This is a genomic window from Streptomyces sp. NPDC088400 (assembly GCF_044753355.1).
Classification (GTDB): domain Bacteria; phylum Actinomycetota; class Actinomycetes; order Streptomycetales; family Streptomycetaceae; genus Streptomyces.
The window spans coordinates 98,841-125,440 of record NZ_JBIVMZ010000014.1 but is presented as its reverse complement, the minus strand read 5'-3'; the positions used below and the strand labels follow the sequence as shown (position 1 = coordinate 125,440).

At 69.9% G+C, this 26,600-nt stretch carries 22 protein-coding genes and 1 riboswitch; of the genes, 6 read left to right on the top strand and 16 right to left on the bottom strand.

Annotated features, from left to right (window positions below):
- Positions 1 to 43: 43 nt before the first annotated feature.
- Positions 44 to 397: a DUF4333 domain-containing protein gene (locus ACIQD6_RS29525; protein WP_401888172.1), complete on the top strand. Its 354-nt coding sequence runs from the start codon at positions 44 to 46 to the stop codon at positions 395 to 397.
- A 677-nt stretch (positions 398 to 1,074) separates the two neighbouring features.
- On the top strand, positions 1,075 to 1,920 hold the full coding sequence (locus ACIQD6_RS29520; protein ID WP_401888169.1) for a hypothetical protein: 846 nt from the start codon (positions 1,075 to 1,077) through the stop codon (positions 1,918 to 1,920).
- Positions 1,921 to 1,970: 50 nt separating this feature from the next.
- Here ACIQD6_RS29520 and ACIQD6_RS29515 read toward each other — a convergent pair whose 3' ends face one another.
- On the bottom strand, positions 1,971 to 3,557 hold the full coding sequence (locus ACIQD6_RS29515) for a BCCT family transporter (protein ID WP_401888167.1): 1,587 nt from the start codon (positions 3,555 to 3,557) through the stop codon (positions 1,971 to 1,973).
- A gap of 575 nt (positions 3,558 to 4,132) precedes the next feature.
- Here ACIQD6_RS29515 and ACIQD6_RS29510 point away from each other — a divergent pair.
- Positions 4,133 to 4,549 carry a hypothetical protein gene (locus tag ACIQD6_RS29510; RefSeq protein ID WP_401888165.1) on the top strand — a complete coding sequence of 139 codons (417 nt, stop codon included), beginning with the start codon at positions 4,133 to 4,135 and terminating at the stop codon, positions 4,547 to 4,549.
- Complete coding sequence (locus ACIQD6_RS29505) at positions 4,542 to 6,386, top strand: caspase domain-containing protein (RefSeq protein ID WP_401888162.1); 1,845 nt, start codon at positions 4,542 to 4,544, stop codon at positions 6,384 to 6,386. Before ACIQD6_RS29510 ends, ACIQD6_RS29505 begins: the two co-directional genes overlap by 8 nt.
- Positions 6,387 to 6,450: 64 nt before the next feature.
- Here ACIQD6_RS29505 and ACIQD6_RS29500 read toward each other — a convergent pair whose 3' ends face one another.
- Complete coding sequence (locus ACIQD6_RS29500) at positions 6,451 to 7,362, bottom strand: LLM class F420-dependent oxidoreductase (RefSeq protein WP_401888159.1); 912 nt, start codon at positions 7,360 to 7,362, stop codon at positions 6,451 to 6,453.
- 91 nt (positions 7,363 to 7,453) lie between these two features.
- Between ACIQD6_RS29500 and ACIQD6_RS29495 the strand changes: the two genes are divergently transcribed.
- Complete coding sequence (locus ACIQD6_RS29495; RefSeq protein ID WP_401888157.1) at positions 7,454 to 8,023, top strand: TetR/AcrR family transcriptional regulator; 570 nt, start codon at positions 7,454 to 7,456, stop codon at positions 8,021 to 8,023.
- Between the two features lie 51 nt (positions 8,024 to 8,074).
- On the opposite strand, the gene ACIQD6_RS29490 is transcribed toward ACIQD6_RS29495, so the two are convergent.
- From ACIQD6_RS29490 to ACIQD6_RS29450, 9 genes are all read right to left on the bottom strand, one after another.
- The gene (locus tag ACIQD6_RS29490) at positions 8,075 to 9,049 is read right to left on the bottom strand and encodes an exopolyphosphatase (protein ID WP_401888154.1); all 975 of its coding nucleotides are present in this window, start codon (positions 9,047 to 9,049) and stop codon (positions 8,075 to 8,077) included.
- The gene (locus ACIQD6_RS29485; RefSeq protein ID WP_401888151.1) at positions 9,046 to 9,648 is read right to left on the bottom strand and encodes a DUF501 domain-containing protein; all 603 of its coding nucleotides are present in this window, start codon (positions 9,646 to 9,648) and stop codon (positions 9,046 to 9,048) included. Before ACIQD6_RS29485 ends, ACIQD6_RS29490 begins: the two co-directional genes overlap by 4 nt.
- 121 nt (positions 9,649 to 9,769) lie before the next feature.
- Positions 9,770 to 10,252 carry a septum formation initiator family protein gene (locus tag ACIQD6_RS29480; RefSeq protein WP_401888148.1) on the bottom strand — a complete coding sequence of 161 codons (483 nt, stop codon included), beginning with the start codon at positions 10,250 to 10,252 and terminating at the stop codon, positions 9,770 to 9,772.
- Positions 10,253 to 10,435: 183 nt separating this feature from the next.
- Positions 10,436 to 11,719: a phosphopyruvate hydratase gene (gene eno / locus ACIQD6_RS29475; protein ID WP_401888146.1), complete on the bottom strand. Its 1,284-nt coding sequence runs from the start codon at positions 11,717 to 11,719 to the stop codon at positions 10,436 to 10,438.
- A gap of 335 nt (positions 11,720 to 12,054) precedes the next feature.
- Complete coding sequence (locus tag ACIQD6_RS29470) at positions 12,055 to 12,786, bottom strand: transglycosylase family protein (protein WP_401888144.1); 732 nt, start codon at positions 12,784 to 12,786, stop codon at positions 12,055 to 12,057.
- Positions 12,787 to 12,789: 3 nt separating this feature from the next.
- Positions 12,790 to 12,987: riboswitch (cyclic di-AMP (ydaO/yuaA leader) on the bottom strand.
- Positions 12,988 to 13,359: 372 nt separating this feature from the next.
- The gene (locus tag ACIQD6_RS29465; protein ID WP_401888141.1) at positions 13,360 to 14,148 is read right to left on the bottom strand and encodes a transglycosylase family protein; all 789 of its coding nucleotides are present in this window, start codon (positions 14,146 to 14,148) and stop codon (positions 13,360 to 13,362) included.
- Between the two features lie 210 nt (positions 14,149 to 14,358).
- Entirely contained in the window at positions 14,359 to 15,642 is a 1,284-nt protein-coding gene (locus ACIQD6_RS29460) for a cytochrome P450 (protein WP_401888139.1), read from the bottom strand.
- Between the two features lie 66 nt (positions 15,643 to 15,708).
- Complete coding sequence (locus ACIQD6_RS29455; RefSeq protein ID WP_401888136.1) at positions 15,709 to 16,707, bottom strand: nucleoside triphosphate pyrophosphohydrolase; 999 nt, start codon at positions 16,705 to 16,707, stop codon at positions 15,709 to 15,711.
- A 125-nt stretch (positions 16,708 to 16,832) separates the two neighbouring features.
- On the bottom strand, positions 16,833 to 17,492 hold the full coding sequence (locus ACIQD6_RS29450) for a SurA N-terminal domain-containing protein (RefSeq protein WP_401888133.1): 660 nt from the start codon (positions 17,490 to 17,492) through the stop codon (positions 16,833 to 16,835).
- A 333-nt stretch (positions 17,493 to 17,825) separates the two neighbouring features.
- On the opposite strand from ACIQD6_RS29450, the gene ACIQD6_RS29445 reads away from it, so the two are divergent.
- Entirely contained in the window at positions 17,826 to 18,980 is a 1,155-nt protein-coding gene (locus ACIQD6_RS29445; RefSeq protein ID WP_401888130.1) for an acyltransferase family protein, read from the top strand.
- On the opposite strand, the gene ACIQD6_RS29440 is transcribed toward ACIQD6_RS29445, so the two are convergent.
- The 5 genes from ACIQD6_RS29440 to mfd all read right to left on the bottom strand — a co-directional run bounded on the left by ACIQD6_RS29440 (position 18,954) and on the right by mfd (position 26,470).
- Positions 18,954 to 19,442, bottom strand: a complete 489-nt coding sequence (locus ACIQD6_RS29440) for a GtrA family protein (RefSeq protein WP_401888127.1) — start codon at positions 19,440 to 19,442, stop codon at positions 18,954 to 18,956. The genes ACIQD6_RS29445 and ACIQD6_RS29440 overlap by 27 nt on opposite strands.
- Positions 19,443 to 19,578: 136 nt before the next feature.
- The gene (locus tag ACIQD6_RS29435) at positions 19,579 to 21,141 is read right to left on the bottom strand and encodes a protein kinase (protein ID WP_401888125.1); all 1,563 of its coding nucleotides are present in this window, start codon (positions 21,139 to 21,141) and stop codon (positions 19,579 to 19,581) included.
- Positions 21,138 to 21,842, bottom strand: a complete 705-nt coding sequence (locus ACIQD6_RS29430; RefSeq protein WP_401888122.1) for a hypothetical protein — start codon at positions 21,840 to 21,842, stop codon at positions 21,138 to 21,140. The genes ACIQD6_RS29435 and ACIQD6_RS29430 overlap by 4 nt, the downstream gene beginning before the upstream one ends.
- Before the next feature lie 218 nt (positions 21,843 to 22,060).
- Positions 22,061 to 22,762: an HNH endonuclease family protein gene (locus tag ACIQD6_RS29425; protein ID WP_401888395.1), complete on the bottom strand. Its 702-nt coding sequence runs from the start codon at positions 22,760 to 22,762 to the stop codon at positions 22,061 to 22,063.
- Positions 22,763 to 22,921: 159 nt separating this feature from the next.
- Positions 22,922 to 26,470 (bottom strand): transcription-repair coupling factor, encoded by a 3,549-nt coding sequence (mfd, locus tag ACIQD6_RS29420; RefSeq protein WP_401888120.1) that lies wholly within the window; start codon positions 26,468 to 26,470, stop codon positions 22,922 to 22,924.
- Positions 26,471 to 26,600: the final 130 nt, after the last annotated feature.

The following is a 26,600-nucleotide window of genomic DNA, read 5'->3' as shown; positions in this document are numbered from 1 at the left end:
ACACGGGTTGTATGAGCACGGACAGCCGGATAGGACTGTCCGCGTGACTGATCAACGCAGCTTCGCCCGTACCGTCATCGCGCTCTCCCTGGCCGTGATCGCCTGTTGTGTGCTCACTTTCACCATCATGCTGTTGGCCGGGAGTCCCGCCGTGCAGCCGCAGCGCGTTCTGGATCAGGAGGCGCTGGCGCGGGCCGTGCTCAACAACGCCGAATCCGACAGCTCCTTCGCCAAGCCCCCGACCATCGACGATGTCAGCTGCCCCGTTTCCATCCCCGTCGAGGTGGGCCGGGAGTTCGAATGCACCGTCGTCGGCGTCGGCGACGGCAACAGCAGCGGCCGTGCCTGGGTCAAGGTGAAGATCAAGGACGATCAGGGCGACCTGTCACTGGACTGAGGAACGGTAGAGCGCGTACACCCGCGGCCCAGGCGGGAACTCCGCGGGCATCGCCCGCCACTTGATGCCGTACCGAGGCCGACGCCCCGGCCGGTCGGCCGCGTTCCCGAACCTGTGGGCGAGACAGCCACACCCAAGAGCGGACGGACTGGACCCCGGCCACCACGACCACGCGACACTTCCGACAACAGGGCCTCTTGCTTCTCGCTGAACTCGACATCCGCGAGCCACCAAGAGGCCCTCTTGCATGCCTCCACACCAACCAACTCACCCGATCCAGCACGCCGTTCGAGGCAGATCGATCACGCGCACGAATAGAGAACAGCCAGTTACTCAGTAATTCCCCCAAGAGGAGCCACACCGGCCCCGATTACCCGTTGAACAGATCCATGGGACCAGATTCTCACCCGTCCCATATCGGCGTGGCTGTGAGAGTGGCGTGCCGTGGTGTGCGTAACTCTGAGCCATGGATCGCGAGGAGCGCGGACCATTGAGGCCGTTCCTGCTGGAGGTAAAGGGTGTCACGTCAGCGACAAAGGCTGGGAGTACTCGCCGTCGCGGCTCTGGTTCTGTTGGGTCCTTCGATCGCACCGGCGGCTTCGGTCACTCCGCCCGCTGCGGCAACCCCTTGGTCGGTCGGTAAGACCGTCCAAGGGCAGACCGTTCGAGCGAGTCTGTTGGCCGACGAGGACCCCGGCTATCTCAAGAGGCGCCAGGAATCGCAGGCCAAGGGATTCATCGACTCCGACGGCAGGGTCCCGGGAAGTCAGCGCGAGGGAATCCGGGCGTGGCCACGCGATGACACGGGATACCGTGTCCAGCCTCGGGACCTGGCCTTCCTCGGGCTGACGTGGCAGCAGGTCGACTGGTGGCGCCGCTACCAGGCACCGTTGGGTACGACTCCCCGGCAGTTCAAGGACATGTCGTCGTCTCTGTTCAAGGCCCTGTGCTCCGGCTGCGAGCGTCCCAAGGACTACGACGTGCGGCTCCATGGTTCATGGGCGTTCTTCTTCTCTGGCGGCCACAAGAACTTCCCCACCGAACGGGAGTTGGCAGGGCAGCCTCTGGCGCTGGAGAAGCTCCGGGAGTGGATGGGCTCCACACCTGCCGGCGAGCGCCCGGCACGCCGTCCATTCGACACGTTGCACAAACTGGGGGCGGTCGATGAGAACGGGATGGCGGTCGCGCCCAGCGACGGCGACGTTCACATCTCATCCGATGTGATGGTGACTGCGGCCCGGAAGAAGTGGGATGAGCTGAAGAACGCGGGAAAGCTCACCGATGAAGACATCCGAAAGGGCTTCATTCACCAGAAGTACAGCTTCATCAACCGGACGGCGGTTCGGGAGGCATTCCCGAAGCTTGCCAAGTGGGCGGCCATGTGGAAGGAACGATTGGGGCGTGCTGTCGCGCCTTCGCTGTTCCCGAGTTCCGGACCTCCCAACAAGTCTCAGGTGGGGAATGGGGTGTCCACTCATTTCCGGGACACCGACTGGGTGGTAGCACTTCCGCCGAAGCACTGATCGCGTTGCGGGCGGGGTGGGCCGTGAACGCACCCCGCCCCGCCCGCACCTCACACCCGCGGCTCCAGCTCGTCCGCCGCCCGCCCCCGTCGGCTCTCCTGCCGCACCGCGAGCGCGACCGGGTAGTCCTTGCGGAAGGACTTGAGCGTCGCGACGCACATGCCGATCATCACCACGCTGAACGGCAGGGCGATGATGATCGCCACCGTCTTGAGTGTGTCGAGCGAGGCCGTGTCGCTCTCGGAGTCGGAGGCCATCAGCAGCGCTATGGCCACGGCTCCCTCCATCAGGGCCCACAGGGCCCGGCCCCAGATCGGCGGGGTGGGGTTGCCTCCGGAGGCGAGCATGACGACCACGTACGAGCCGGAGTCGGACGAGGTCACGAAGAACAGCACGCCCAGCAGGATGGCCACACCGACGACGAACGTGCCGCCGGGCAGCGTCTGGAGCAGTTGGAAGAGGGCGTTGTCCTCGTTGACCCTGTCGCCCGCGCCGACGATGTCGCCCTGGCCGAACAGCTCGTTGTGGAGGGCCGAGCCACCGAAGACGGCGAACCAGACGATGTTCAGCAGCGTCGGGACCAGCAGCACACCGCAGACGAACTCCCGCACGGTGCGCCCGCGTGAGATGCGGGCGATGAAGACGCCGACGAAGGGCGCCCAGGATATCCACCAGCCCCAGTAGAAGACGGTCCACCGGTTGACCCAGTCGGTGCCCGCCGCGCCGTGCGAGGCTCCCGTGTCGAAGCTCAGGCGGGCCATGTTCTGGAGGTAGCCGCCGAGGTCCTGCACCAGGCCGTTGAAGATGAACAGCGTCGGTCCGGCGACGAGCACGAACAGCGCGACGGCCGCCGCCAGGCCCACGTTGACGTTCGACAGCCACTTGATGCCCCGGCCGATGCCCGACACCACGGAGAGGGTCGTGATCCCGGTGATGACGATGATGAGTACGACCAGCACCGGCTTGCCCGGGTCGTGGACCGCGTCGATGAAGTCCAGGCCGCTGGCGACCTGCATCACGCCGAGACCGAGCGACGTGGCCACGCCGAAGAGGGTGCCGACGATGGCGACGACGTCGATGGCGTCGCCCCACGCGCCCTTCACCCGGTCGCCGAAGATCGGCTCCAGTGCCCAGCGGATCGATATCGAACGGCCCTTGCGGTGGACGGAGTTGGCCACGGCCAGACCGACCACGACGTAGATGGCCCACGGGTGGATCCCCCAGTGCAGGAACGTCTGCACCATGGCGGCCTCGGACCTGGCCGCTTCGTCCCCGCCCACCCCGGGCCTCGGGTCCTCGGCGAAGAAGGTCAGCGGCTCGGCGACGCCCCAGAAGACGAGGCCGATGCCCATGCCGGCCGTGAAGAGCATCGTGAGCCAGGCGCCGACGCTGAACTCGGGTTTCTCGTCATCCTTCGCGAGCCTGATGGATCCGAACCGGCCCAGGCACATCCAGAGCGCGAAGACGACGAACAGCGACACCAGAGCCACGTAGTACCAGCTCAGTTTGGAGGCCAACTCCCGCTGTACGTACTGGACCTGGCGGGCCGCGACGTCCTGCCCGATCACGGCGTAGAGGACAAATCCGATGACGACCGCGATGGCGGGCCAGAACACGCGCGGCGCGACGGACGACATACGCGCGCCCGTCCCACGCGGAAGCCCCCGCAGAAGCCCTCGCGGCAGCCACGCCGGCAATCCCTGGAGCGGTCCGCGCGACAGCCCGCGCGATATCGCACGCGGCTTCCCCCGCGCCGCACCCCGCAGTTTCCCCCGTAACGCCCCCCGTAGCTTCCCCCGCTTACCCCGCTTGTCCCGTGCCTGCGGAGTTCGCTGCCCATCCGGTCTCACCGTTGTGTGCGCAGCCACGCGCTTTCCGTTCTGTACTTGTCTGTGCTGGAATCCGCCAACTGGAATCCACCAGCGGTTGACGGCTGGTCAGACCCGCCAACCGGCCCCGTGCGACGAGCGGCCGTTCCATGACACACGGCCCGATGGGCTGCTCCTGCCCAGAATCGCCGACTTCATTATGGCCATCGCATCGCCAATAGTGATGGCATATGCGCGGGGCGTGTGCGCTGGGGGTGGTGCTGTGCCGATAACGGCCATTACCTGGAGGCGGACACCAACCCCCGTCATGATGAAGGGGGTTGACCTGGACGAAGAAGGCCGGCCCGGTGACAGCCACGATTCCGTCCAAGGGGGATATTTGAATGACCCGGACAGCGCAGGTACGCATCACGGCGTGGAACGCGCGTTTCGACGAGGGCGACGACCGCGTCCTGCGGCAGCGGGACGAACTCTTCGGTGAACTGCACCGGGACACGGGCAGCCTGGTCCAGCGACAGGTCCCGGGCCCGCCCGGCGCGAAGGGCGCGGCAGTGGACACGCTGCTGATGCTCGCCAGCCCCGCCGTCGTCGCGGGCGCGGTGTCCGTCACCAAGGCGTGGCTGGGCCGGGACCGGGACCGCAGGGTGCGGGTCGACTGGGAGGCCGCCGACGGCCAACTCCGTTCGGTGGTCGTCGACGGGAACGCGGTCGACTCCGAGACGATGCGCGTCGCCCTGGAACAGGCCCTCGGTGACCAGCGGCGGACGCTTGAGGGCCAGCAGGCCGACGGCAATGGGTGAAGCGGAATACCGGGCCCTGCTGATCGGCAATGCCACGTTCCCGCAGGAGCCCGAGCACCTCCCCGACCTCAAGGGGCCGCGCACCGACGTCGACGAACTGCACCGGGTCCTGGTGGACCGGGAGGTGGGACTGTACGAGCTGGGGTCGGTCGAGACCGCCCTCGACGAGACCAACCAGGAGCTCAAGACCCGGCTCGTACGGTTCTTCGGGCGGGCCCGTCCCGACGAACAGCTCCTCCTCTACTACAGCGGCCACGGCCGCCTGGACACCGCCAGCCGCCTTCACCTGTGCGCCAGGGACACCACGCTCGAACTGCTGCGTACCCATTCCCTCCAGCACCAGCTCATCAACGAGCTGATCGACGACTGTCCCGCGCGGGCCATCGTTGTCCTGCTGGACTGCTGCTTCAGCGGCGTCGCCGCCGTCAAGGGCCTTGATGTGGCGCAGCAGTTGGCAGGTCAGGGGCGGTACGTCCTGGCCAGCTCCAGCCACGCGGACTACTCCCGCGACGCGGCGACGGACGGCGAACTCAGCCCGTTCACCCACGCCTTGGTGCAGGGGCTGGAGAGCGGGGTGGCGGGGCACGACGGCTACGTCATGTTCCAGGACCTGTACTCCTACATGCAGCAGAGCCTCGCCACCACGGGGCCGGTCCCGCACATGAAGGCGGCGGGCGGCGCGGGCCAGCTCCCGATGGCACGCCGCCGCGACAGCGCCCCCGGCCGGCGGGCCCGGCCCCTGGTGGGACCGGGCAGCGACGTGAACCCCACGGCGGCCGACCTCTCCCCGGAGTTCCTGGACAGCCGAGGGAACGGTTCCTCACTGCCGGTGTGCAGCGACGCCCGCGGGGTCCTCTACGCCCGCCTGCCGGACAACCGGACGGCCTTCGGCGTCACCAGGGACGACCTCGTCGCGGCCGGACGCGGCGAGGCCGTCGACGCGTTCCTCTACGACGAGGCCGACGCCACCTCCATCGGCAAGAACGTGGACATCACCTACTCCGAACGCCGCGCCGTCCGCTCCATCTCGGAGGACGGCTCGGTGTACTTCGGGCTGCCCAGCAGACAGGTCATCACCTGGAACCGGCGACAGGTGGCCACCTTCACCCACGCCAAGGAGATGGACTACTGGCCACGAATCCGTCCCTGGCGAAGACGCGGCGAGGACCGCTGGACCGACGCCCAGGACCCGGCCTTCGACAGCCTCGCCGCCGCGCCCAAACGGCTGGTCGCACTGCTGGGAGCCTGTATCGGGGTCCTCACACTGACGCTCGTCCTGTACGACCTGACGCGGGACGGCCGGATGGCCGACCAGGACGTTCCGGCGGCGGTCCAGACCCTGGCGTTCGTGCACCTGACGGCGGCCTTCCTGGGCGTCATCGGCTGTGTCGCCGGCTGTCTCGGCACGAGCAGGAAGCTGTGGGCCCTGGCCAAGATCCGCCAGGTGCGCGGCGATCCGGCGGCGAACGTCACGGCCATGGTCATGGTGCACAAGGTGAAACGGGTCCGGCTGTACAGCATGGCGGGCGGGGTCGAGGACTCGTGGGAGGCCTGGGCCTTCCTCTGGCCCAAGGAACAGCGGCACGTCAAGGGCGTGTCCCCGCAGCTCTCGGTCCCGCTCCTCGACTCGTACCTCCGCACCCATCAGTACGTCCTGCAGAACGTCCTCAGCCGGGACGGCTCGACGGTCGCCGAGGGCGAGGACTGGCAGATAGTCGAGGTGATCGGCGACCCGCGGCCGGGCGAGTGGGTGCTGCTGCGGACGGCGCAGGGCACGATCTGGCCGAAGGGGTCCGCCGTGGACTCGATGCCCTGGGAGACGATGAGGTCCACCTAGACCCTCGGCCGGCGCACCCGGGAAGTCTCACGTCGTGCGTCGGAAGGTCCCACGTCGGGAGGTCTCACGTCGTGCGTCGGTCGCCGAGTGCGGCTCCCAGCCGACGCCACTGCCGCATCGGGAACTCCATCATGTCGCCGGTCAGCACCTGAAGTGCGACGTGGTCGGCGCCGGCGTCCAGGTGTTCGTCGACACGGCGCAGGACGGCGTCTTCGTCACCCCACACGACCAGCGCGTCCACGAGCCGGTCGCTGACGGTCTCCACGTCGTCGGCGGAGAATCCCGACTGCAGCATCTTGTCGGCGTAGGTGGCGAAGGCCAGGTAGCCGCTCAGGAACTCCCGGCCGATGGTGCGCGCTTCGTCGGCGTCGTCGGTGAGGATGACCGTCTGTTCCGGTGCCAGCAGCGGTCCGCTACCGAGGATTTCGCGGGCCTCGCGGGTGTTGTCGGGAAGGACCAGATAGGGATGCGCGCCGCCGGCGCGCTCGGCCGACAGGCTCAGCATCTTCGGGCCGATCGCGGCGAGTACCCGGTGGTCGCCGGGCACCGGGACGGGTGCGGCGTCCAGGTCGTCCAGGTACGCGCGCATCGCGGAGAGGGGTTTCCGGTACCGGCCGGGTTCCAGCGACGCGTCGACCACCGCCGCCTGGCTGACGCCGATACCGAGCAGGAACCGGTCGCCGTGTGCTTCCCGCAGCTCGGCGTGGACCGCGGCGACCTGTGCGGGGTCATGCATCCAGAGGTTGAGGACGCCGGTGGCGATCGTCGTGCGCTCGGTGGCCTTCAGCAGGTTCTCCACCGAGGCGAGCACCGATCCGCCGGCGTCGGGGAGCCACAGGGCGGTGAAGCCGAGTTCTTCGAGTTCCGCGGCGGCTTCGGCGGCCCTCCCCAGATCGCCGTAGCGCAAGGGCACACTCCATACGCCGACGCCGGTCGGCCTCATTGGACTGTGCGCGGTGGAGGGGCCGAATCCCATGACGGGACTCCTCACGTAGTATTCGGAGACTGGCTCCGCATAGTACGTGGAGACAGTCTCCGTTTGTCGAGCGGCTGCCGAGGAGGGTGCTGTGGCTACCGGATCGGGCGCGCGTCCGCTGCGCGCCGACGCTGTACGCAACCGGCGTTCGGTGATCGACGCCGCCCGCGACGCGTTCGCCCGTCATGGCGTGACCGCGTCGCTGGACGAGGTCGCACGCGCGGCCGGAGTCGGCCCCGGCACCCTGTACCGGCACTTTCCGAGCAGGGACGACCTGATCCTGGCGCTGATCGACGACGGCATGGCCGACCTGCACCGGCTCGGCGTCGAACTGCTCGACGAGACGGACCCGTTGAGGGCGGTCAACCGCTGGCTGGATGCCTACATCGAGCAGTGCGGCACGTTCGAGGGCCTGGCCCAGGCCCTCGCTCGTCGGCCGGCTCACGAGAGCAGCAGTTGCCGGCTGGCCTTCGACGCGGGCTCGGCGCTCATCCGACGCGCTGCCGCGGCCGGCGCACTGCGCGCGGACATCGACGCCGACGACGTGCGGCACCTGGCCGAGGCCATAGCCTGCGTCAGCGGGCAGCCGCCGACCGACCCGCACCGGCGGACCCGGCTGTTGGGGATGATGCTCGACGGGATTCGCCCCCGGAACGAATAACGCCCCCGGGGAGATCCCTCCCCGGGGGGCGCGCTGCCTCATTACCGCAGGTCAGTCCCGCTCCGGCGCGTCCTTCGCGGCCTCCCGTGCCACGTCCTCCGCCGCCTGCCACACGATCCCGTCCAGGATGTCGTGTTCGCTCACGACGACCTCCCGGGCCCCGGTCCGCTCCATGATCGCGAGCAGTACGAGGGAGCCAGCGCCGATGACGTCCACCCGGCCCTCGTGCATGACGGGGATCGCGGCGCGCTCGTCGTGCGTGGCCGTGAGCAGGTGGTCGGTGATCTCCTTGACCCGCTCGTACGAGATCCGGGAGTGGTGGATCGCGGCCGAGTCGTATCCGCTCAGGCCGAGCGCGACGCCCGCCACCGTGGTCACCGAACCGGCCAGCCCGACCAGGGTCCTCGGCTCCCGCAGCGGGACGGTCTTCTCGGCCAGGTCGAGGGCCGCCTCGATGTCGGCGCGGACCGCCTCGATGTCGGCGGGGTCGTACGGGTCGCTGACGGCTCCGTCCCGTACGAGATGGCGCTCGGTGAGCCGTACGCAGCCGATGTCCACGGACCTGGCCGCCCGTACCCGGTCCTCACCGACGACGAACTCGGTCGAGCCCCCGCCGATGTCCACGACCAGGTAACTGTCCTGGCCCGGCAGTTCCTTGGTGGCGCCGGCGAAGGAGAACTCCGCCTCCTGGTCACCGGTGATCACCTCGGGCTCCACGCCCAGGATGTCCACGACACCGCGGACGAACTCGTCGCGGTTCTCGGCATCGCGCGAGGCGGACGTGGCGACGAAGCGGATCCGCTCGGCGCCGTGCTTCTCGATGACGGCGGCGTACTCGCGGCAGGCGGCGAACGTACGCTCCAGCGCCTCGGGGGCGAGCCGGCCGGTCCGGTCCACGCCCTGGCCGAGCCGGACGATCGTCATCCGCCGGTCCAGATCGACCAGTTCGCCGGTGTCGGGGTGGGCGTCCGCGACGAGCAGGCGGATGGAGTTCGTACCGCAGTCGATGGCGGCGACCCTGGTCATGCGCCGTCCCCGTCCGTCGCGCGGGCATCCGTGCCGGTCGCGTGAGCGGCCGTGTCCGTCGCGTGGGCGGCCGTTCCGGTCACCGCGCACGGCGTGACGCACGGGCCCTTCGCCCACCACTCGGGCAGCATCGCGATCGCCTCGTCACCCAGCGGGTTCACCCCGGGACCGGCCGCCAGCGAGTGACCGACCAGGACATGCAGGCACTTCACCCGGTCCGGCATGCCACCGGCGCTGGGGAAGCCCTCCAGTACTTCGATGGCGTCACGGCGCGCGATGTAGTCCTCGTGGGCCTTGCGGTACGCGGCGGCCAGCTCGGGGTCGGTCGCGAGGCGCTCGGTCATCTCCTTCATGACGCCGTTCGCCTCCAGCGTGCCGATGGCCGAGGCCGCGCGCGGGCAGGTCAGGTAGTACGTCGTCGGGAAAGGCGTGCCGTCGGGGAGCCGCGGGGCGGTCTCGACGACGTCCGGGTTTCCGCAGGGGCAGCGGTGCGCGATGGCCCGCAGTCCGCGCGGCGGGCGGCCGAGCTGTTCCTGGAAAGCGGCGACGTCCGCCTCGGTGGGCTCGGTGCGTGCGGTCTGCGGAGGGGGCGTGTCCATGCCTGCCTAGTTCTACGTTCTTGTGTTCTGCGTGAATTCTTTGACGTACGGCGTATCCGGGGTTCCGGGTGTCCGGCGTCTCCACCGTATGCCCGGGGCGCGGATCGCGGACCGACGCCGCCTACCGGTTCGGGCTGTCCGGGCGGTCCGCGTTGTCCACGCCTTCCAGGACGTTCGAGTACCAGGGGCGGTCCTCCGCTCCCCGCTCCTCGCGTTCCCGCTTCTTCGCGCCCGGGTCGATCACGGTGTAGCCGGTCTCCCCGGGCTTCAGGTAGTGGAGGTGCTCGCGGGCCAGCCGCTCGATGTACGCGTCGTCCTGGAGCCGTTCCTTCTCGTCGCGCAGCTCCTCGACCCGCTGCTTCGCCTCGCGGGTCAGCCGCTCCTGGTCGGCGATCTCGTTCCGCTGCGACACGTACTGCCGCATCGGATACGCCAGCGCCACGACCAGCGTGCAGACGACCAGGGCGAGGAAGGCCGCCCGGCCGGTGAGCCGGGAGCGGCGGTCCTGCCGGCGGGTCTGCGAGCGGTAGACACGGGCGGCGGTCTGCGCGCCGAGCACCCGAAGCCTGGTCGCGGTGGAGAACCGGTCCCGGTTCCCGGCCATGGCTCGCCTCCCCTGTTTACGTGCGTACGTCCCCGGACACGGTACGGGACCGCGGCCGAGGACGTACGGACGACGGGCGGGTCAGCCCTCGCGCACGCTGATTACGCCGACGAAGCCGCTTACCGACGAAGCTGCTCACCGACGAAGCCGCCTACCGGCTACGCCGCTTACGCGGAGAGTCGCTTACGCGGAGCGGAACCGCGGGAACGCGCTGCGGCCCGCGTACACCGCCGCGTCGTCGAGGATCTCCTCGATGCGCAGCAGCTGGTTGTACTTGGCGACGCGCTCGGAGCGGGCCGGGGCGCCGGTCTTGATCTGGCCGCAGTTGGTGGCGACGGCGAGGTCAGCGATGGTGACGTCCTCGGTCTCACCGGAGCGGTGCGACATCATGCACTTGAAGCCGTTGCGCTGGGCCAGCTCGACGGCGTCCAGGGTCTCGGTCAGCGAACCGATCTGGTTGACCTTGACGAGCAGCGCGTTGGCGGCGCCGTCCTCGATGCCGCGGGCCAGGCGCTCCGGGTTGGTGACGAACAGGTCGTCGCCGACGATCTGGACCTTGGTGCCGAGCTTGTCCGTGAGGGCCTTCCAGCCGGCCCAGTCGTCCTCGAACAGCGGGTCCTCGATGGAGACGAGCGGGTACGAGGCGACGAGCTCCTCGTAGTACTCGGTCATCTCGGCGGCCGAGCGGGACTTGCCCTCGAACTCGTAGCTGCCGTCCTTGTAGAACTCGGAGGCGGCCACGTCGAGCGCGAGCGCGATGTCGCGGCCCGGGACGTAACCGGCTTCCTTCACGGCCTCCAGGATCAGGTCCAGCGCGGCGCGGTTCGACTCCAGGTTCGGCGCGAAGCCGCCCTCGTCGCCGAGGCCGGTGGAGAGCCCCTTCTCCTTCAGGACCTTCTTGAGGGTGTGGTAGATCTCGGCGCCCCAGCGCAGCGCCTCGGAGAAGGACTCCGCGCCGATCGGGGCGATCATGAACTCCTGGATGTCCACGTTGGAGTCGGCGTGCGAGCCGCCGTTCAGGATGTTCATCATCGGAACGGGCAGCAGGTGCGCGTTCGGGCCGCCCAGGTAGCGGAAGAGCGGGAGGTCCGAGGCCTCGGAGGCGGCGTGCGCGACGGCGAGGGAGACGCCGAGGATGGCGTTGGCGCCGAGCGACGACTTGTCCGGGGTGGCGTCCAGGTCGAACATCGCCTGGTCGATCAGGCGCTGCTCGGTGGCGTCGTACCCGACGAGCTCCGGGCCGATCTGCTCGATGACGGCGAGGACCGCCTTCTCGACGCCCTTGCCCTGGTAGCGGTTCTGGTCACCGTCACGGAGTTCAAGGGCCTCGAACGCACCGGTGGACGCACCGGAGGGGACAGCAGCACGACCGGTGCTGCCGTCGTCGAGGCCGACCTCGACCTCGACCGTGGGGTTACCTCGCGAGTCAAGGATTTCCCGGGCTACGACGACGTCGATGGACGGCACGAGCATCTCCTTCTGGGATGTGGCGCTGGAAGTGCAGGGTCTCTTTGTCCTTGCGACATGAGCCTAACCGGCTCACGGCCCTCGACCGGCGGGTGGCCGCCTCCAAGAGTCCGTCCAGGACGAGAAAGAGGCCTGATTCCGCGCCGGACAGGGCAAGGACGCGGCCGTGAATCCGTTGCGTGACGGGCCGATTACACGTCGGTGACAGCACAAACCCCGGACCGGCGCGTACGGGGGTGAACGCTCCGGGCCGGGGTGGCCTGTGGGGGGCGCCGCCCAGTGGGGCGGCCCGGGGGATCAACCCGGCTGGGGCTGATCCCCTTCGGATCCTCGGATCAGCTCAGGTGGAGCTGCTGGCCCGGGTAGATCACATCGGCGCTGTTGACGATGTCCTTGTTCAGCTCGAAGACCTTCTTCCAGCCGCCCTTGACCTTCTTGGCGTCGGCGATCTTCGAGAGGGTGTCGCCGGACTTGACCTTGTACTCGCCGTCCCCCTTCTTGATCGTGACCGGACGGCTCTCGCCGCGCGAGGCGGGCTGCTCGGCATCCCGGGTGGACTGCTTCGGCTGCGCCTGCTGCTGCTCGGGGGCGGCCTGCTGCTGGGACTGCTGCGGCTGCTCCTGCGTACCGGAACCGGAACCCGAGCCGGACGAGCCCGAACCGGAGTCGGACGAGCCGGAGCCCGAGCCGGTCGAGGCGCCACCCAGGTTCACGCCGCAGCTCGGCCAGGCGCCCTTGCCCTGGCTGGCCAGGACCTTCTCGGCGACCGAGATCTGCTGCGACTTGGACGCCTGGTCGGCGCTGGAGGCGTAGGAGGTGCCGCCGTACGCCGCCCAGGTGGACGACGAGAACTGGAGGCCACCGAAGTAACCGTTACCGGTGTTGATGGACCAGTTGCCGCCGGACTCGCACTGGGCGACCTGGTCCCACTCGGACGAGGACGCGGCCGACGCGGACGTGGCGCCGATCAGCGGGGCCGCGACGGCGGCACCGGTGATCCCGGCGAGCGTGGCGTAGCGAACGGCCTTGGACGGGCGGCGGTGCTTGGCCTTACCGGAAAACAGCATGGATCATCCCCTCACCGACGCCTACGAGGTCAGCTGTCGGGTTCGGGCCAAGTGAGTTGCCCGGCCGCGTGTTCTCACACGCGGCTTCACCCCAAGCCGGTCCCCGCCGTCTCCCGGGACGCTGTTGGGCGTCCCTCTCGACAGCCGGGCCCGGCGCTAAAACCTTGGGTCCCCCGCTCCTGCCTTCGGCGCTTGACGCGACGACTGTTCCCCCCGACCGACGGCAGGATTCGGCGTTTCGGTCGACGGGGCCCGCGGTGCGAGCGGTTCAGACCGTAATCACAGGCCCCCCGGTTGTTCAAAGGAGCACAACTCGGGAAAATCGCCCTTCCTCCCCCCCTTGGTGATCACGTTTCCGCTGGTGAGGGGCGAATCCGACCAACTAGCGGAGCAATGGGCATCACTTGTGGCAAAGAGACCCTTGTCTCAGTTGCCCAGAAGCGGACATAGAACCCCGAACCGCCCCTCGAACTGCCCTTGCCCCGCGCCGAGATCAGGGCCCTGATCAGGGGCGGACCGCCGAATCCGGGGTCCACGACGGGCCGTTCAACGCCCGCTCGCCCGCCGGTCGGCTCACACCCACCCGCCGGACACCTTCTGCTCGGCCCCGACGAGCCAGACGGGGTCGCCGACGCCGTGGTGGCCGTCCGGAATGTACGGACCCTTCACCCCGTCGTCCGTGGCGCCGCCCGTGAGGCTGCCCGTGCCCCGTGTCGGTCCGTCACTTCGCGAGGCACGGCCGTCCGATGCGCGCTCCTCGTCCGCGCTGCCCGAGGCGGATTCCTCCGGCGCCGCGCTCCCGCGGTGCTTGCCGGTGGCCGGCCCGGTGCCTCTGTCCGTGTCGGAGCCGTCGGCGGAGCTGGAGGCTCCGGGCGAGGGCGTCTCGGCGGAGCCGGAGGGGGTCGAGCCGTCCTTCTCCTTCTCGCCGTCGTCGGAGGCGGAGGGCGTGGCGCCCGGGTCGGCCGAGGAGCCGTCCGCCGGCGCGGTGCTCCGCCCGTCCGTCGGGCCGGACGGTTCGGAACCGGGCTCCGAGGTGTCGCCGTCGCCGGTCAGGATGCCCGTCAGCCCGGCGATCGTGGCGCAGCTGAGCCAGGGCGTGATCCCCTGCACCTTGAGCACCTTCTCCGCCACCGCTATCTGCTGGGTGCGGCTGGCGAGGTCGGGGCGGGACGCGTACTCGCCGCCACCGAACTTGTCCCAGGTCGCCTGGGACATCTGCAGTCCGCCGTAGTAGCCGTTACGGAGGTCCGCGCTCCATGTGCCGCCGCTCTCGCACTCGGCCACGCGGTCCCACGAAGAGGCTTCCGCCGCGCTGGCGCTGGTGGCACCGAGCAGCGGAATGGCGATTGCCGATCCTGTCACCCCCGCGGCGACGATCAGAGCAGGGGCTTGGCGAGGTCGACGGTGTCGGCCGTTCCCGGAGCGCATGCGGTTGCCTTCCGTGTGAATGTCAGTTCGACTACAGCGTGTGTCTGCTGAATGTTCGTGAACGTAGCGGTACTCGAACGTCTGTCACAAGCCGATGCAGGGAAGATCACGCGAATATCACAGTCTTGACGTACCGTCAGGAACTCAGCGGTCGGAAAATGCCGTGAACCGCACCGGAAGCGTGCGCAATCCCCGCATGATGAGCCCTCCCCGCCAGCGCAAATCGGCAGGATCCTCCGCAAGCCGCACATCCGGAAGGCGGGTCAGCAGCGTCGCGAGCGCGGTCTGGCCCTCCAGGCGCGCGAGGGGCGCACCGAGGCAGTAGTGGATGCCGTGCCCGTAGCCGAGGTGCTGGTTGTCACGGCGTGCGAGGTCGAGCGTGTCCGGTTCCGTGAAGCGCTCCGGGTCCCGATCGGCGGCGGCCAGTACGACCAGTACGGGCTCCCCCGTCGCTATCCGCCGCCCGCCGAGCGTCAGCGGCTCGGTGGCGTACCGCCAGGTCGCCATCTCCACCGGACCGTCGTACCGCAGCAGCTCCTCGACGGCCGTCGCGAGCAGATCCGTCTCCCCCGCGTCCAGCGAGGCCTGGAGCCGGGCGCGCTGCTCCGGGTGTCTCATCAGCGTGTACATGCCATTGCCGATGAGGTTGACCGTCGTCTCGAATCCGGCGAACAGGATGATGAAGGCCATCGCGGCGGCCTCGTTCTCGGAGAGGTGCTCGCCATGATCGCCGGCGCGGATCAGCCCGGAGATCAGGTCGTCCCCGGGGTTCTCCCTTTTACGGTGGATGAGTTCGGCCAGATAGCCACGCATCTTCTTGACCGAGCGCGCGACCCCGCCGCGCGGCCCGCCGCCGTGGCGGATCATCATGCCCGCCCAGTCACGGAAGTCGTCCTGGTCCTCGCGCGGCACACCGAGCAGGTCGCAGATCGCGTAGATGGGGAGCGGGAACGCGAACTCGTGAATCAGGTCCGCCTCACCCCCGGCCGCGAAGCCGTCGATCAGACGGTCCGTCAACTCCTGCACGCGCGGCGCGAATTCGGCCACCCGGCGTGGGGTGAACGCCTTGGAGACCAGCCGGCGCAGCCGGGTGTGGTCGGGCGGATCGATGTTCAGCAGATGCGTCATCAGATCCGCGTTGCGCTCCCCCGGGATCCCGGTCTTGCCCCGGGCGTGCGCCGGGCCCGCGTGATGCACGGGGTTCTTCGAGAGCCGTGCGTCGGCGAGCGCCTGCTTGGCGTCCCCGTACCGCGTCACCAGCCAGGCCTCGACCCCGCTCGGCAGCGTGGCCCGGTGCACGGGGGCGTGCTCGCGGAGCCAGGCGTACGCGGGGTACGGATCGGTGGCGAATTCCCATGTGAAGAGCGTGGGCATGGGAGACGAGGAGGGGGACGGGGAGCCCGGTTCGACGGACGGCTGGGCGTGCATATGTCCAAAAGTAACCGCCACGGCTGCCCGGGTTCCGGGCCGGGCACGGGCAGGGCGGAGACGTGGTTACGCGGAGTGCCCCTCGGCCGTGCGGATCGCGTCCCTATATGTACGGGCCGCCGCGCGCAGCGCCGTCTCCGGGTCGATCCCGGCCTCCTCCGCCCGTACCGCCAGCGCGAGCAGCTCGTACCCGATGCCCTCGCCCGCCGGGAGGGGGACCTCCAGTCCGGCGGTACGGGTACGGCCCGCGAGCTTGGAGGCGAGGGCCAGACCGGGCTGGCCCAGGGGGACGCCGTCGGTGACCGAGTCGCGCTGCTTCTCGATCGCTTTCATACGGAGCCAGTGCGCCTTGACGTCCTCGGCGGTCTCGGCTGTCTCGTCGCCGAAGACATGGGGATGGCGGTGGATCAGCTTCTCCACGATCGTGCCCGCGACGTCGTCGATCGAGAACGGCTCGACCCCCTCTTCCACGTCCAGGCCGTCCTGCGCGATACGGGCGTGGAAGACGACCTGGAGGAGTACGTCCCCGAGCTCCTCGCGCAGTTCGTCGCCGTCGCCGTCCTCGATCGCCTCGACCAGTTCGTACGCCTCCTCGATGGCGTACTTGGCGAGCCCCTTGTGGGTCTTGGCCGACGTCCAGGGGCACTCGGTACGGATCCGGTCCATGACCTGGACGAGATCGAGGAGCCGGGCGCCCGGCAGGTCGTACGAGCCGGGGAGCAGCTCCAGGTCCGGCATCCGGACCCGGCCCGACCCGGCCAGCCGGGCCAGGCCGTCGGTCAGCGCGCTGTCCGTACCGTCGCCCCCGGCGGAGGGGACGACCACGACCGTACGGCCGCCGGCACAGGCGTCGACCAGTTCGCGCGCGTCGGCCACGGTGTGCTCGACGGTGATGCCCGCCTCGCGCAGATACGGCAGCTGCGGATGGCCGGCGTCGGCGCACAGCACCCGGTCGGCTTCGCGCAGCGTCTGCCAGGCGGGCCAGGACAGCAGTCCGGGCGCGACCCGGTGGCTGGCGGTCAGCAGGACGATACGGCCGGTGGCTGCGGGAGCTTCGTCTGTCACGCCTCGAACCTACCTCCGGCCGCCGGCGGACCCGCCCCCGGCCACCGACCGGCCCCCGGCCACCGGCCACCGATCGGCCATCAGCGGCCCGCCCGGCTGCCAGGACGCGTCCGTCAGGCGCCAGGTCAGGCGCCCGTCGGCTCCTGCTGCGGCGGCGCCTCGCGGGTGACCTGGGTGATCCACGGCGTCTTGGTCTCGCCGAGCCGGACCTGCTTGTCGTCCCAGCTGCCGTACCGCGGATTGACGTCGACCCCGAGCTTCTCGGACGTGGCGGTCAGCCGGGCGAGGACCTTGGCCTGCCCCTCCGGCGTCATGGTGTTGGCCCCGACCGCCTGCGCCAGCTTGGTCAGCAGGACCTCGCGGCGGATCGCGCCGTCGATCTGGCCCGAGGAGAGAGCGCCCTGCTGGAGCAGCATCGTGGCGAACTGCTTCTCGCCGCCCGACTGCGCGGCGGCCTGCTGCCGGGCGCTCTGGATCTCCTTGCGGCTGACCTTCACCCCGGCATCGGCGGCGGACCGTTCCAGGACCCGGTCGAAGATCATGGTGTTCAGCTTGGCCTGGCTGAGCTGCGCCGTGTTCTTGATGAGCTGCGCGGACTGCGGCGAACCGTCCTGCGCGTCCCGGACGTCCCGTACCTGGGCCTGGAGCGTGGACACCTCGATCCGCTGCCCTCCGACGACGGCGGCGGCTCCGGGGTGGGCGTCATTACCGCAGGCGGTAAGGAGAGGAGCCGCGGCGAGAAGCGCGACGGAGAAAGAGAGCGCGGTGCGACGGCGGCGGTGCAAAGGGGCCTCCCGGCGTGATTGTGCGGCGATGCACAAGACCTTGCAGTGATCGATGGTAGGCAGTGGCGTGACCTGGGGCCACTGGTTCGACCAACGATTCACCAGGAGATTGAGGCACGTGCCGAGGCACCGGCACGTCCGCGCGTGGTTCACCCGGCGGACACCTTGCCCTGGATCCTGTTCACCCCACGGATATCGCCCCGTTCACCTGACGCCTCCTAAGGTCCCTTGGCTGGAGAGCTACGCCTCAAGACTCCTTGACCTCTTGGCGAAGCCGAAGGCACAGCCGAAGCCATAGCCGAAGCCGAAGCGGACACGAACGGACATCACGGAATGACTCAAGCGACACTGGCTCGGGTACCGGACCCGGCATCCGGGCCAGGGACACCGCCGACCTCGTCGGCGGCGCCCGCCCCCCGGCACAACCGGATGCGTGCCCTGGACGGGCTGCGCATCCTGGCCGCCCTCATGGTGTGCGTCTACCACTACGCGGGCCGGGGCGGCGAGGTCGGCGACGCCTGGGGCCGGTCGCCGAACGAGCTGTTCCCCGATCTGTCGCCGCTCGCCGCCTACGGCTGCCTCGGCGTGCAGATCTTCTTCGTCATCAGTGGCTTCGTCATCTGCATGAGCAGCTGGGGACGTTCGCTCGGGGACTTCTTCCGCTCCCGCGTGTCCCGGCTCTACCCGGCGTACTGGGCGGCGATCGTCCTCGTCACCGCCGCGTGCGTCGTACTCCCCTCGGTCAGCGAGCCGCTGCGCGTCAACGAGGTACTGGTCAACCTGACCATGATGCAACAGCCCATGGGTGCGAACCGGGTGCTCGGAGTCTGCTGGACGCTCTGGGTCGAGGCGCGCTTCTATCTGCTCTTCGCGCTCTTCGTGGTGTGGAAGGGCGTCAACTACCGCCGCGTCGTGATCTTCTGCTGCCTGTGGACCGTGGCCACCGTGCTCGCGGTCGTCGCCGACCAGCCGATCATCGACGAGATCGTGATGCAGGAGTACGCGCCGTTCTTCATCGGCGGCCTCGCGCTCTACCTGATCCACCGCTACGGCAGCGATCTGCTCCTCTGGGGCATCGTCGCCACCAGCTGGCTGCTCGGTCAGCGCTTCGCGACCACCGCCCTGTGGAACCCCGACGCCACCAGTGTCTTCGTGGAGCGTTCGCCGCATGTGATCCTGCTGATCGTCACCTTCGCCTTCGCGTCGGTGGCCGCCGTCGCTCTGGGGTGGCTGCGCTGGGCGGACTGGCGCTGGCTGACCTTCGCCGGGACCCTCACGTACCCCTTCTACCTGGTCCACGAGCATCTCGGCTGGTTCGCGATCGCCGTCCTGCACAAGCACTTCGGCCTGGCGGCGTGGCTGACGCTCATCGCCACGGTCGTCTCGATGCTCGTGGTGGCGTGGCTTCTCCACCAGCTGGTGGAGAAGCCGTTCGGGCCGCGCCTCAAGCGGACGATGAAGCTACAGGCCGGCCGAATGCGGGCGTAGCCCTGAGTCGCGTTTCTCCTGGTCCTGGTCCTCCGATACGTCCTCTTCCCGCTCCGGTCCTCGCGCCTCTTCCCGCTCCGCCCGGCGTCCGCGGTCGGGGCGGGTCAGGATCGTGCGGGAGACCACGAAGGTGATCGGGACAGCCGCTGCCGCCGTGATCAGGGGCGCGTAGCGGCTGCTGAAGCGCAGGACGTCCACCAGCAGATAGACACCGGTCGTGGTGATCACGAAGTTCGCGGCGTTGGTGAGCGGGAAGAGCAGGAACTTCCGCAGGGTCGGGCGGGTCCGGTAGGTGAACCGGCTGTTCAGGAAGAACGAGCCCGTCATGCTCAGCAGAAAAGCGAGCACGTGCGAGACGACGTACGGCAGCCGGTTCAGCAGGAACAGATAACAGGCGTAGTACGTCCCGGTGTTGACGACGCCGACCAAGGCGAACCTGACCATCTGGACCCGGACCGTCATCTGCGTACGTGTGCTCCCTGTTCTCGGTGCCCGTTGTTTCTCGGTGCCCGTTCGCCGCGTTGACACGGGCCACGGCCGCGCCCCCGGCCACAGAGGAGTGTGGCACAGCGGGGTTACGCCGCTCGGGGCGCCGGTCTCACCGGCCCCTGAACTGCTGCTGCCTGTCGAGGGCGCGGCGCAGTTCGGCCGGGAGCGGGTGGTACGGGCCGTAGACCCGCTCGGTGTCCCACAGCAGATTCCGCAACTGCTGCTGCGCCCCGGTGTGATCGCCCAGCGCGAGCAGCAGATGCCCGATGCGGTGCCGGATGTCGAAGGCGCGGGCGGGGTCGGGCTGCTGCCCGCCCTCGTGGTACGGGAGGAGCGCGCGGTACTCGGTCAGGGCCGCGGCCGGTTTGCCGAGCTGTTCCAGGCACTGCGCGGTGTCGTAGCGGAACTCCAGCGTCTGCGGGTCGCCGGGGCCCGCCGTCGCCATCCGGTCGTCCACGAGACGGCGCAACTCCGGGAGCGCGCGGCGGTACTGGCCGTCGTCCATCAGCGTGGACGCGTACTGCTTGCGCAGGATGCGGACGACCGGGGAGTGCTCGCCGTGCTCGGCGGCGGCGGCCGGAAGGACTCGCCCGAGGATGTCCACGGCCTGCGTGATGCCGCCCTCGCCGAGCAGCCGCTTGACCTCGTCGACGGCGGCGGCGACATCCAGCCGTTCCGCCGGGACCGGCGTCGGCGCGCTCGCGAATCCAGGCCCCGGTCCTGGCACCGACGCGGGTACGGGCACGGACCCGGGCGGCGTGGACGCGTCGGGCCAGGGCGCGTGCGGGCGCAGGAAGGGACGGGTCGGGTCGAGCGGTCCGGTCACGGAACCGCCGCGCGCGGGCAGCAGCGGGGCGAGGTGCTCGTACACCTCCAGCGCGCCGGCCGGGCGGTGCTGCGGGTCCTTGGCGAGCAGCCGCAGGACGAGCGCCTCCAGCGGCTCGGGGACCTCGGGCCGCTGCCGGCGGACCGGTTCCGGAGCCTCGTACAGATGGCGGTGCAGCACCCCGAGGGCGGTGGATCCGGCGAACGGGACGTCGCCGCTGAGCAGTTCGTGGAGGAGCACGCCGAGGGCGTAGAGATCGGTGTACGGGCCGACCGCGCCGCCCATGGCCTGCTCCGGGGCCATATAGGCGGGGCTGCCTATGGGGGTGCCGGTGTGGGTGAGGCGGGTGGTGTCGGTGTCGATGACGGAGGCGACTCCGAGGTCGAGGACGGTGAGCGTGCCGTCGGGCTTGACCATCACGTTCCGCGGCTTGAGGTCGCGGTGGACGATGGGCACCGCGTGTACGGCGGCGAGCACCGCGCACATCTGGGCGGCGACCGAGACGGCCCACGGCCAGGGGTACGGGGTGTGTCCGGCGATGTGTTCGGCGAGGTCGACGCCCTCGACGTACTGCATGACGAGGAAGAGATCGTCGCCGTCGCCGCCCGCGTCGTGCACGGTGACCAGACCGGGGTGGTCGACCTGGGCGGTGACCCGGCATTCGCGCACGAACCGGCGGCGCATCTCCTCGGCCCCGGAGGCCGCCGCCATCCGGTCGGGGCGGAGCAGCTTCACGGCGACGCGGCGGTCGAGGCGCTGGTCGTACGCCGTCCAGACCTGGCCCATGCCGCCTTGGCCGATGAGGGCGGACAGCTCGTAACGCCCGGCGACGACCCGCCCGTTCACTCGCCGTCCCGGCCTTCCCTGGTCGCCTGGCCGCTTCCGGTCGTCCGGTCGTCGTGACCTGCCTGGTCCGCCTGGCCTTCCCTCGCCTGGCCTTCACGGCTCGCCCGGTCCTTGCGCAGGAGGTCGCTGAGCTCGTCCAACTCGGCGCGGACCTGGTCGATACGGGGAGGCTTGTACGACGCGGCGGACGGGTGGGGCGGCTGAGGTGGATGAGGCGGCTGGGCGGGCTGCGAGAGTGGCTGTGGCGGCTGGGAGGCCGGCCGCGTCTGTGCCGTCGCCTGCTCCTGATAGCCGAACCCGTACGGCTGGTGCGGCTGTTGGTACCCCGGCCCGTACGGAACCGCCGGGGGCTGGTCGTACTGGGCGTAGTGCCTGATGTCGACGGCCAGGAAGTACGGCGAGATCACGATCGACGCCAGGAAGTTCAGGCCCATGAGGAGCACGTCCACGTCCCGGGCCTCCGACGACTCGCCCGATCCGATGACCACCAGGCTGCCGACGGCCAGTACGGCCGTGACGCCGAACAGCAACCAGTCGGCCGTGCGACGGCGCGCCGCCGCGATCCGCAGCATCGCGACCCAGCCGAGGAACCCGATGCTCACCATGGTGAGCGTCACGATCACCACCCGCACGATGATGAGCCCGGCGGGGTTCGGTCGCCGCCGGGTCGTCGGCTGGAAGCCGGTGCCGGGGCCGTACATGGCTGCTCCTGAATGCCTGGTGGACCACGCGCGCGTCTGCGGCGCACGGAGGGGGCGCGCGGACGGGCGGACGCGAATCCGGGACGGATACAGACCGAGCGTATACACCACCGCCGACACCTGGACCGGCGCTACGCCCAAGAGTTGCGGAGATGAGCGCGTCAGGTGCCCCCAACGCGTGACCGATAGTGACTTGTCAGCGACCGATCAGTGACCGGTCAGCCGCCGCACTGGGCCAGCATGGTCTTCTTGTCCGGTGCCGTCACCGGCAGTTCGTACTTGAGGGACACCTGCGCGAACCGCACCGCGTACGAGCAGCGGATCTTCTTGCTCGGGGGCAGCCAGGACGCCGGACCGGAATCCCGCTTGGCGTTGTTGGCCGGGCCGTCCACCGGGATGAGGTTGAGCGGATCATTGGCTATCCGCTCGCGCTTGGCCTCGTTCCACCGCGCGGCGCCCATCTGCCAGTCGTACGACAGCGGCATCACATGGTCGATCTGCACGGCCGTCGCGGACTTCTTCCGCCACTCGATGTCCTTGCCCGTGTAGGGGTCGTGCAGGGTCATCGACACGACGACGCAGTCGGAACCGGAGCGGTGGCGCACCTTCTGCCCGTCCCTGGCGAGGAGGTCGTTCCTGGTGTCGCAGCCGTTGCGGGCCAGCGGCACCCCGTCCGCCGTGTCCATCCAGGCGTAACCGAACTTGTCCCGGTCGTACCCGGTCCTGGGCCCTCGCCCGGCCGTGCGCACGGTGTCGATGAGCTTGCGCGCGGCCTTCTTGTCGGCCTCGGACGTGAGGGGCGCGAGCCCCGGCTTCGTACCGTCGGCGTTGCCGAGCGGACCGGTCCCGTAGCCGCCGGCCACGCCCTCTGCGGCTCTGCCCCCTCCGGACGACCGCGACGGCGCGGGATCCGCGCCCAACTGCCCTTCGCACCCGGTCAGTACGGCCACGGAGAGGACAAGCGCCCCTCCGCCAAGACACGTTCGCGATATTCGATTCCCAAGTGTGCGCACCTTCGCACCCTACGTCTCGTGCCGGACAAGCCCCAGGGCCTGTCCGGCACGAGTCACCACACGCGTTCAGCTCAGGATCGTCGTCAGGAACTCACCCGTCCACGACAGCAACTCCCGCCCCACCACCGGCTTTCCGCCGATCTTGCCCGCCGTCGGGCGCGGCACCAGGATCTGGTGGGCGGCCGGCTTGATGACCGTACGGGGATGCAGCCGCTTCAGGCGCAGCTCCTGCGACTCCCGCAACTCCACCGGCGCGAAGCGGATGTTCGGCCCCTGGAGCACGATCTCGCCGACGCCGCAGGCCCGCGCGAGCATCCGCAGGCCCGCCACCAGCAGCAGGTTCTCCACCGGCTCGGGGAGCTTGCCGTAGCGGTCGGTCAGTTCCTCCCGGACCGCCGCGATGTCCGCCTCCGACGTGGCGGAGGCGATCGCACGGTACGCCTGGAGACGCAGCCGCTCGCCCGGCGCGTAGTCGTGCGGGACATGCGCGTCGACCGGCAGCTCGATCTTGACCTCCAGCGGCGGCTCCTCCTCCACACCGCCCTCCAGCGAGGCGCGGTAGTCGGCGACCGCCTCGCCCACCATCCGTACGTACAGGTCGAAGCCGACGCCCGCGATGTGCCCCGACTGCTCGCCGCCGAGGAGATTGCCCGCGCCCCGGATCTCCAGGTCCTTCATCGCGACGTACATGCCCGCGCCCATCTCCGTGTGCTGGGCGATCGTCGCGAGACGCTCGTGCGCGGTCTCGGTCAGCGGCTTCTCCGGCGGGTAGAGGAAGTACGAATAACCGCGCTCGCGCCCTCGCCCGACCCGGCCGCGCAGCTGATGCAGCTGCGAGAGGCCGAAGTTGTCGCCGCGCTCCACGATCAGGGTGTTCGCGTTGGAGATGTCGATACCGGACTCGACGATCGTCGTGGAGACCAGCACGTCGAACTTCTTCTCCCAGAAGTCGACCACGACCTGCTCCAGCGCGCCCTCCGTCATCTGGCCGTGCGCGGTGGCGATCCGCGCCTCGGGGACGATCTCGCGCAGCTTGGCCGCCGCCCGGTCGATCGACTCCACGCGGTTGTGGATGTAGAAGACCTGGCCCTCGCGCAGCAGTTCACGCCGGACGGCCGCGCCGATCTGCTTCTGCTCGTACGGGCCGACGAAGGTCAGCACCGGATGCCGCTCCTCGGGCGGGGTGGTGATCGTCGACATCTCGCGGATGCCGGTGACAGCCATCTCCAACGTACGGGGGATGGGCGTCGCGGACATGGTCAGGACGTCGACGTTGGCGCGGAGCTTCTTCAGCTGCTCCTTGTGTTCCACGCCGAAGCGCTGCTCCTCGTCCACGATGACCAGGCCCAGGTCCTTGAACTTGGTCTCGGACGAGAACAGCCGGTGCGTACCGATGACGATGTCGACCGCGCCCTCCCGCAGCCCCTGGAGGGTCGCCTTCGCCTCCGTGTCCGACTGGAAGCGGGACAGCGCCTTCACAGAGACCGGGAACTGCGCGTACCGCTCGGAGAACGTGCCGAAGTGCTGCTGCACCAGCAGCGTCGTGGGGACGAGGACCGCGACCTGCTTGCCGTCCTGGACCGCCTTGAAGGCCGCCCGTACGGCGATCTCCGTCTTGCCGTAGCCGACGTCGCCGCAGATCAGCCGGTCCATCGGGACCGTCTTCTCCATGTCCTCCTTGACCTCGGCGATGGTGGAGAGCTGGTCGGGCGTCTCCACGTACGGGAAGGCGTCCTCCAGCTCCCGCTGCCAGGGGGTGTCCGGGCCGAAGGCATGGCCGGGGGCCGCCATCCGCGCCGAGTAGAGCTTGATCAGGTCGGCGGCGATCTCCTTGACCGCCTTCTTGGCGCGCGCCTTGGTCTTCGTCCAGTCCGCGCCGCCGAGGCGGTGCAGCGTCGGGGCCTCGCCGCCGACGTACTTGGTGACCTGCTCCAGCTGGTCGGTGGGGATGTACAGCCGGTCGCCGGGCTGGCCGCGCTTGGCGGGGGCGTACTCGACCAGCAGATACTCGCGCGTCGCGCCCTGGACCGTGCGCTGCACCATCTCCACGTACCGGCCCACGCCGTGCTGCTCGTGGACGATGTAGTCGCCCGCCTCCAGCGTGAGCGGGTCGATGGTCTTGCGGCGCTTGGCGGGCATCCGCGCGCCGTCCTTGCCCGCCGCCTTCTGACCGGACAGGTCGGTCTCGGTGAGGACCGCCAGCTTGAGGTCCGGGTCGACGAAGCCGTAGTCGATCGAGCCGCAGGCGACGTGGACGAGGGACGGGGTGAGGTCGGCGAGGCCCCGGGCGGTGCGCGCGCCGGGGGTGTCGAGCCGGGCGGGGACGCCCTCGCCGCTGAGCACCTCGACCGTACGGGACGCCGTGCCGTGGCCTTCCGTGACGAACACCGTCCGCCAGCCGTCCGCCAGCCAGCCCTTGGTGTCGGCGAGCGCGCGGGCGGTGTCGCCCCGGTACGACTCGGGGGCCCGCATGCCCAGCGTGATGGAGTCGTCCGAGAGGTCCTCGTCCAGGGCGAACGGGGAGACCGACCACCACATCATGTCCAGCTCGCGCGCCCGGTCCCGGACGTCCGCGATGCCCCACAGGGAGGCCGCGCCGACATCGATCGGGGCCTGTCCGCCGCCGGCGGTGGCCGCCCAGGACGCCTGGAGGAACTCCTGGCTCGTCGCCACCAGGTCCGCCGCCCGGGTCCGCACCCGCTCCGGGTCGCAGACCAGCGCCATCGAACCGGCCGGCAGGACGTCCAGCAGCAGCTCCATGTCGTCCACGAGGACCGGGGCCAGGGACTCCATGCCCTCGACCGCGATCCCCTCGGCGATCTTGCCGAGCAGCTCGCCCAGCTCCGGGTGCTCCTCCGCGAGGGCCGCGGCCCTCCCCCGTACCTGCGCGGTCAGCAGCAGCTCGCGGCAGGGCGGCGCCCACAGACCGTGCTCGGCGACCTCCAGGGAGCGCTGGTCGGCAACCTTGAAATACCGGATCTCCTCGACGTCGTCGCCCCAGAACTCCACCCGCAGGGGGTGCTCCTCGGTGGGCGGGAAGACATCGAGGATGCCGCCGCGGACAGCGAACTCGCCGCGCTTCTCGACCAGCTCGACGCGGGCGTACGCGGCGGCCGCCAGGGCTTCCGTGATCTCGTTCAGATCGGCGCTCCGCCCGCTGCGCAGCGCGACGGGCTCCAGGTCGCCGAGGCCCTTGACCTGCGGCTGGAGCACGGACCGTACGGGCGCGACCACCACGCTGACCGGACCGGCCGTCGGGTCGTCCGCGACCGGATGCGCGAGGCGCCGCAGCACCGCGAGCCGACGCCCCACGGTGTCGGAGCGGGGCGAGAGCCGCTCGTGCGGCAGGGTCTCCCAGGACGGGTACTCGACGACGGTGTCCGGGTCCAGCAGGGACCGCAGCGCCGCCGCCAGGTCCTCGGCCTCCCGCCCCGTGGCGGTCACGGCCAGCACCGGCCGCCCGGCCTCCCGCGCCAGCGCGGCCACCGCGAAGGGCCGCGCGGCGGGCGGCCCGACCAGGTCGACATGCGAACGGTGACCGTCGGCGGCGGCCTTCACCGCTTCGGCGAGCGCCGGGTCCTTGGTGACGGCGTCGAGCAGACCGTGCAGGCTCATGAAGGGTTCCGTCCGGGTCCTGAGGAGGAGTGGCTGGCTGCGCGAGCGGCGGCCGGGGTGAGCGGCCGACCACGCGAAGGGCCCGACACGTCTCACGGGCCGGGGGTCTTCCAGCCTACGACGCCGGTGT

Excerpts from the sequence above, each read along its gene's own strand:
- ACIQD6_RS29515 (WP_401888167.1), bottom strand. The coding sequence starts at position 3,557 with ATGTCGTCCGTCGCGCCGCGCGTGTTCTGGCCCGCCATCGCGGTCGTC.
- ACIQD6_RS29470 (WP_401888144.1), bottom strand. The coding sequence starts at position 12,786 with ATGCTGTTTTCCGGTAAGGCCAAGCACCGCCGCCCGTCCAAGGCCGTT.
- ACIQD6_RS29490 (WP_401888154.1), bottom strand. The coding sequence starts at position 9,049 with ATGACCAGGGTCGCCGCCATCGACTGCGGTACGAACTCCATCCGCCTG.
- ACIQD6_RS29505 (WP_401888162.1), top strand. The coding sequence starts at position 4,542 with ATGGGTGAAGCGGAATACCGGGCCCTGCTGATCGGCAATGCCACGTTC.
- ACIQD6_RS29440 (WP_401888127.1), bottom strand. The coding sequence starts at position 19,442 with ATGACGGTCCGGGTCCAGATGGTCAGGTTCGCCTTGGTCGGCGTCGTC.
- ACIQD6_RS29430 (WP_401888122.1), bottom strand. The coding sequence starts at position 21,842 with ATGTACGGCCCCGGCACCGGCTTCCAGCCGACGACCCGGCGGCGACCG.
- ACIQD6_RS29510 (WP_401888165.1), top strand. The coding sequence starts at position 4,133 with ATGACCCGGACAGCGCAGGTACGCATCACGGCGTGGAACGCGCGTTTC.
- ACIQD6_RS29480 (WP_401888148.1), bottom strand. The coding sequence starts at position 10,252 with ATGGCCGGGAACCGGGACCGGTTCTCCACCGCGACCAGGCTTCGGGTG.
- ACIQD6_RS29500 (WP_401888159.1), bottom strand. The coding sequence starts at position 7,362 with ATGGGATTCGGCCCCTCCACCGCGCACAGTCCAATGAGGCCGACCGGC.
- ACIQD6_RS29485 (WP_401888151.1), bottom strand. The coding sequence starts at position 9,648 with ATGGACACGCCCCCTCCGCAGACCGCACGCACCGAGCCCACCGAGGCG.
- mfd (WP_401888120.1), bottom strand. The coding sequence starts at position 26,470 with ATGAGCCTGCACGGTCTGCTCGACGCCGTCACCAAGGACCCGGCGCTC.
- ACIQD6_RS29460 (WP_401888139.1), bottom strand. The coding sequence starts at position 15,642 with ATGCACGCCCAGCCGTCCGTCGAACCGGGCTCCCCGTCCCCCTCCTCG.
- ACIQD6_RS29445 (WP_401888130.1), top strand. The coding sequence starts at position 17,826 with ATGACTCAAGCGACACTGGCTCGGGTACCGGACCCGGCATCCGGGCCA.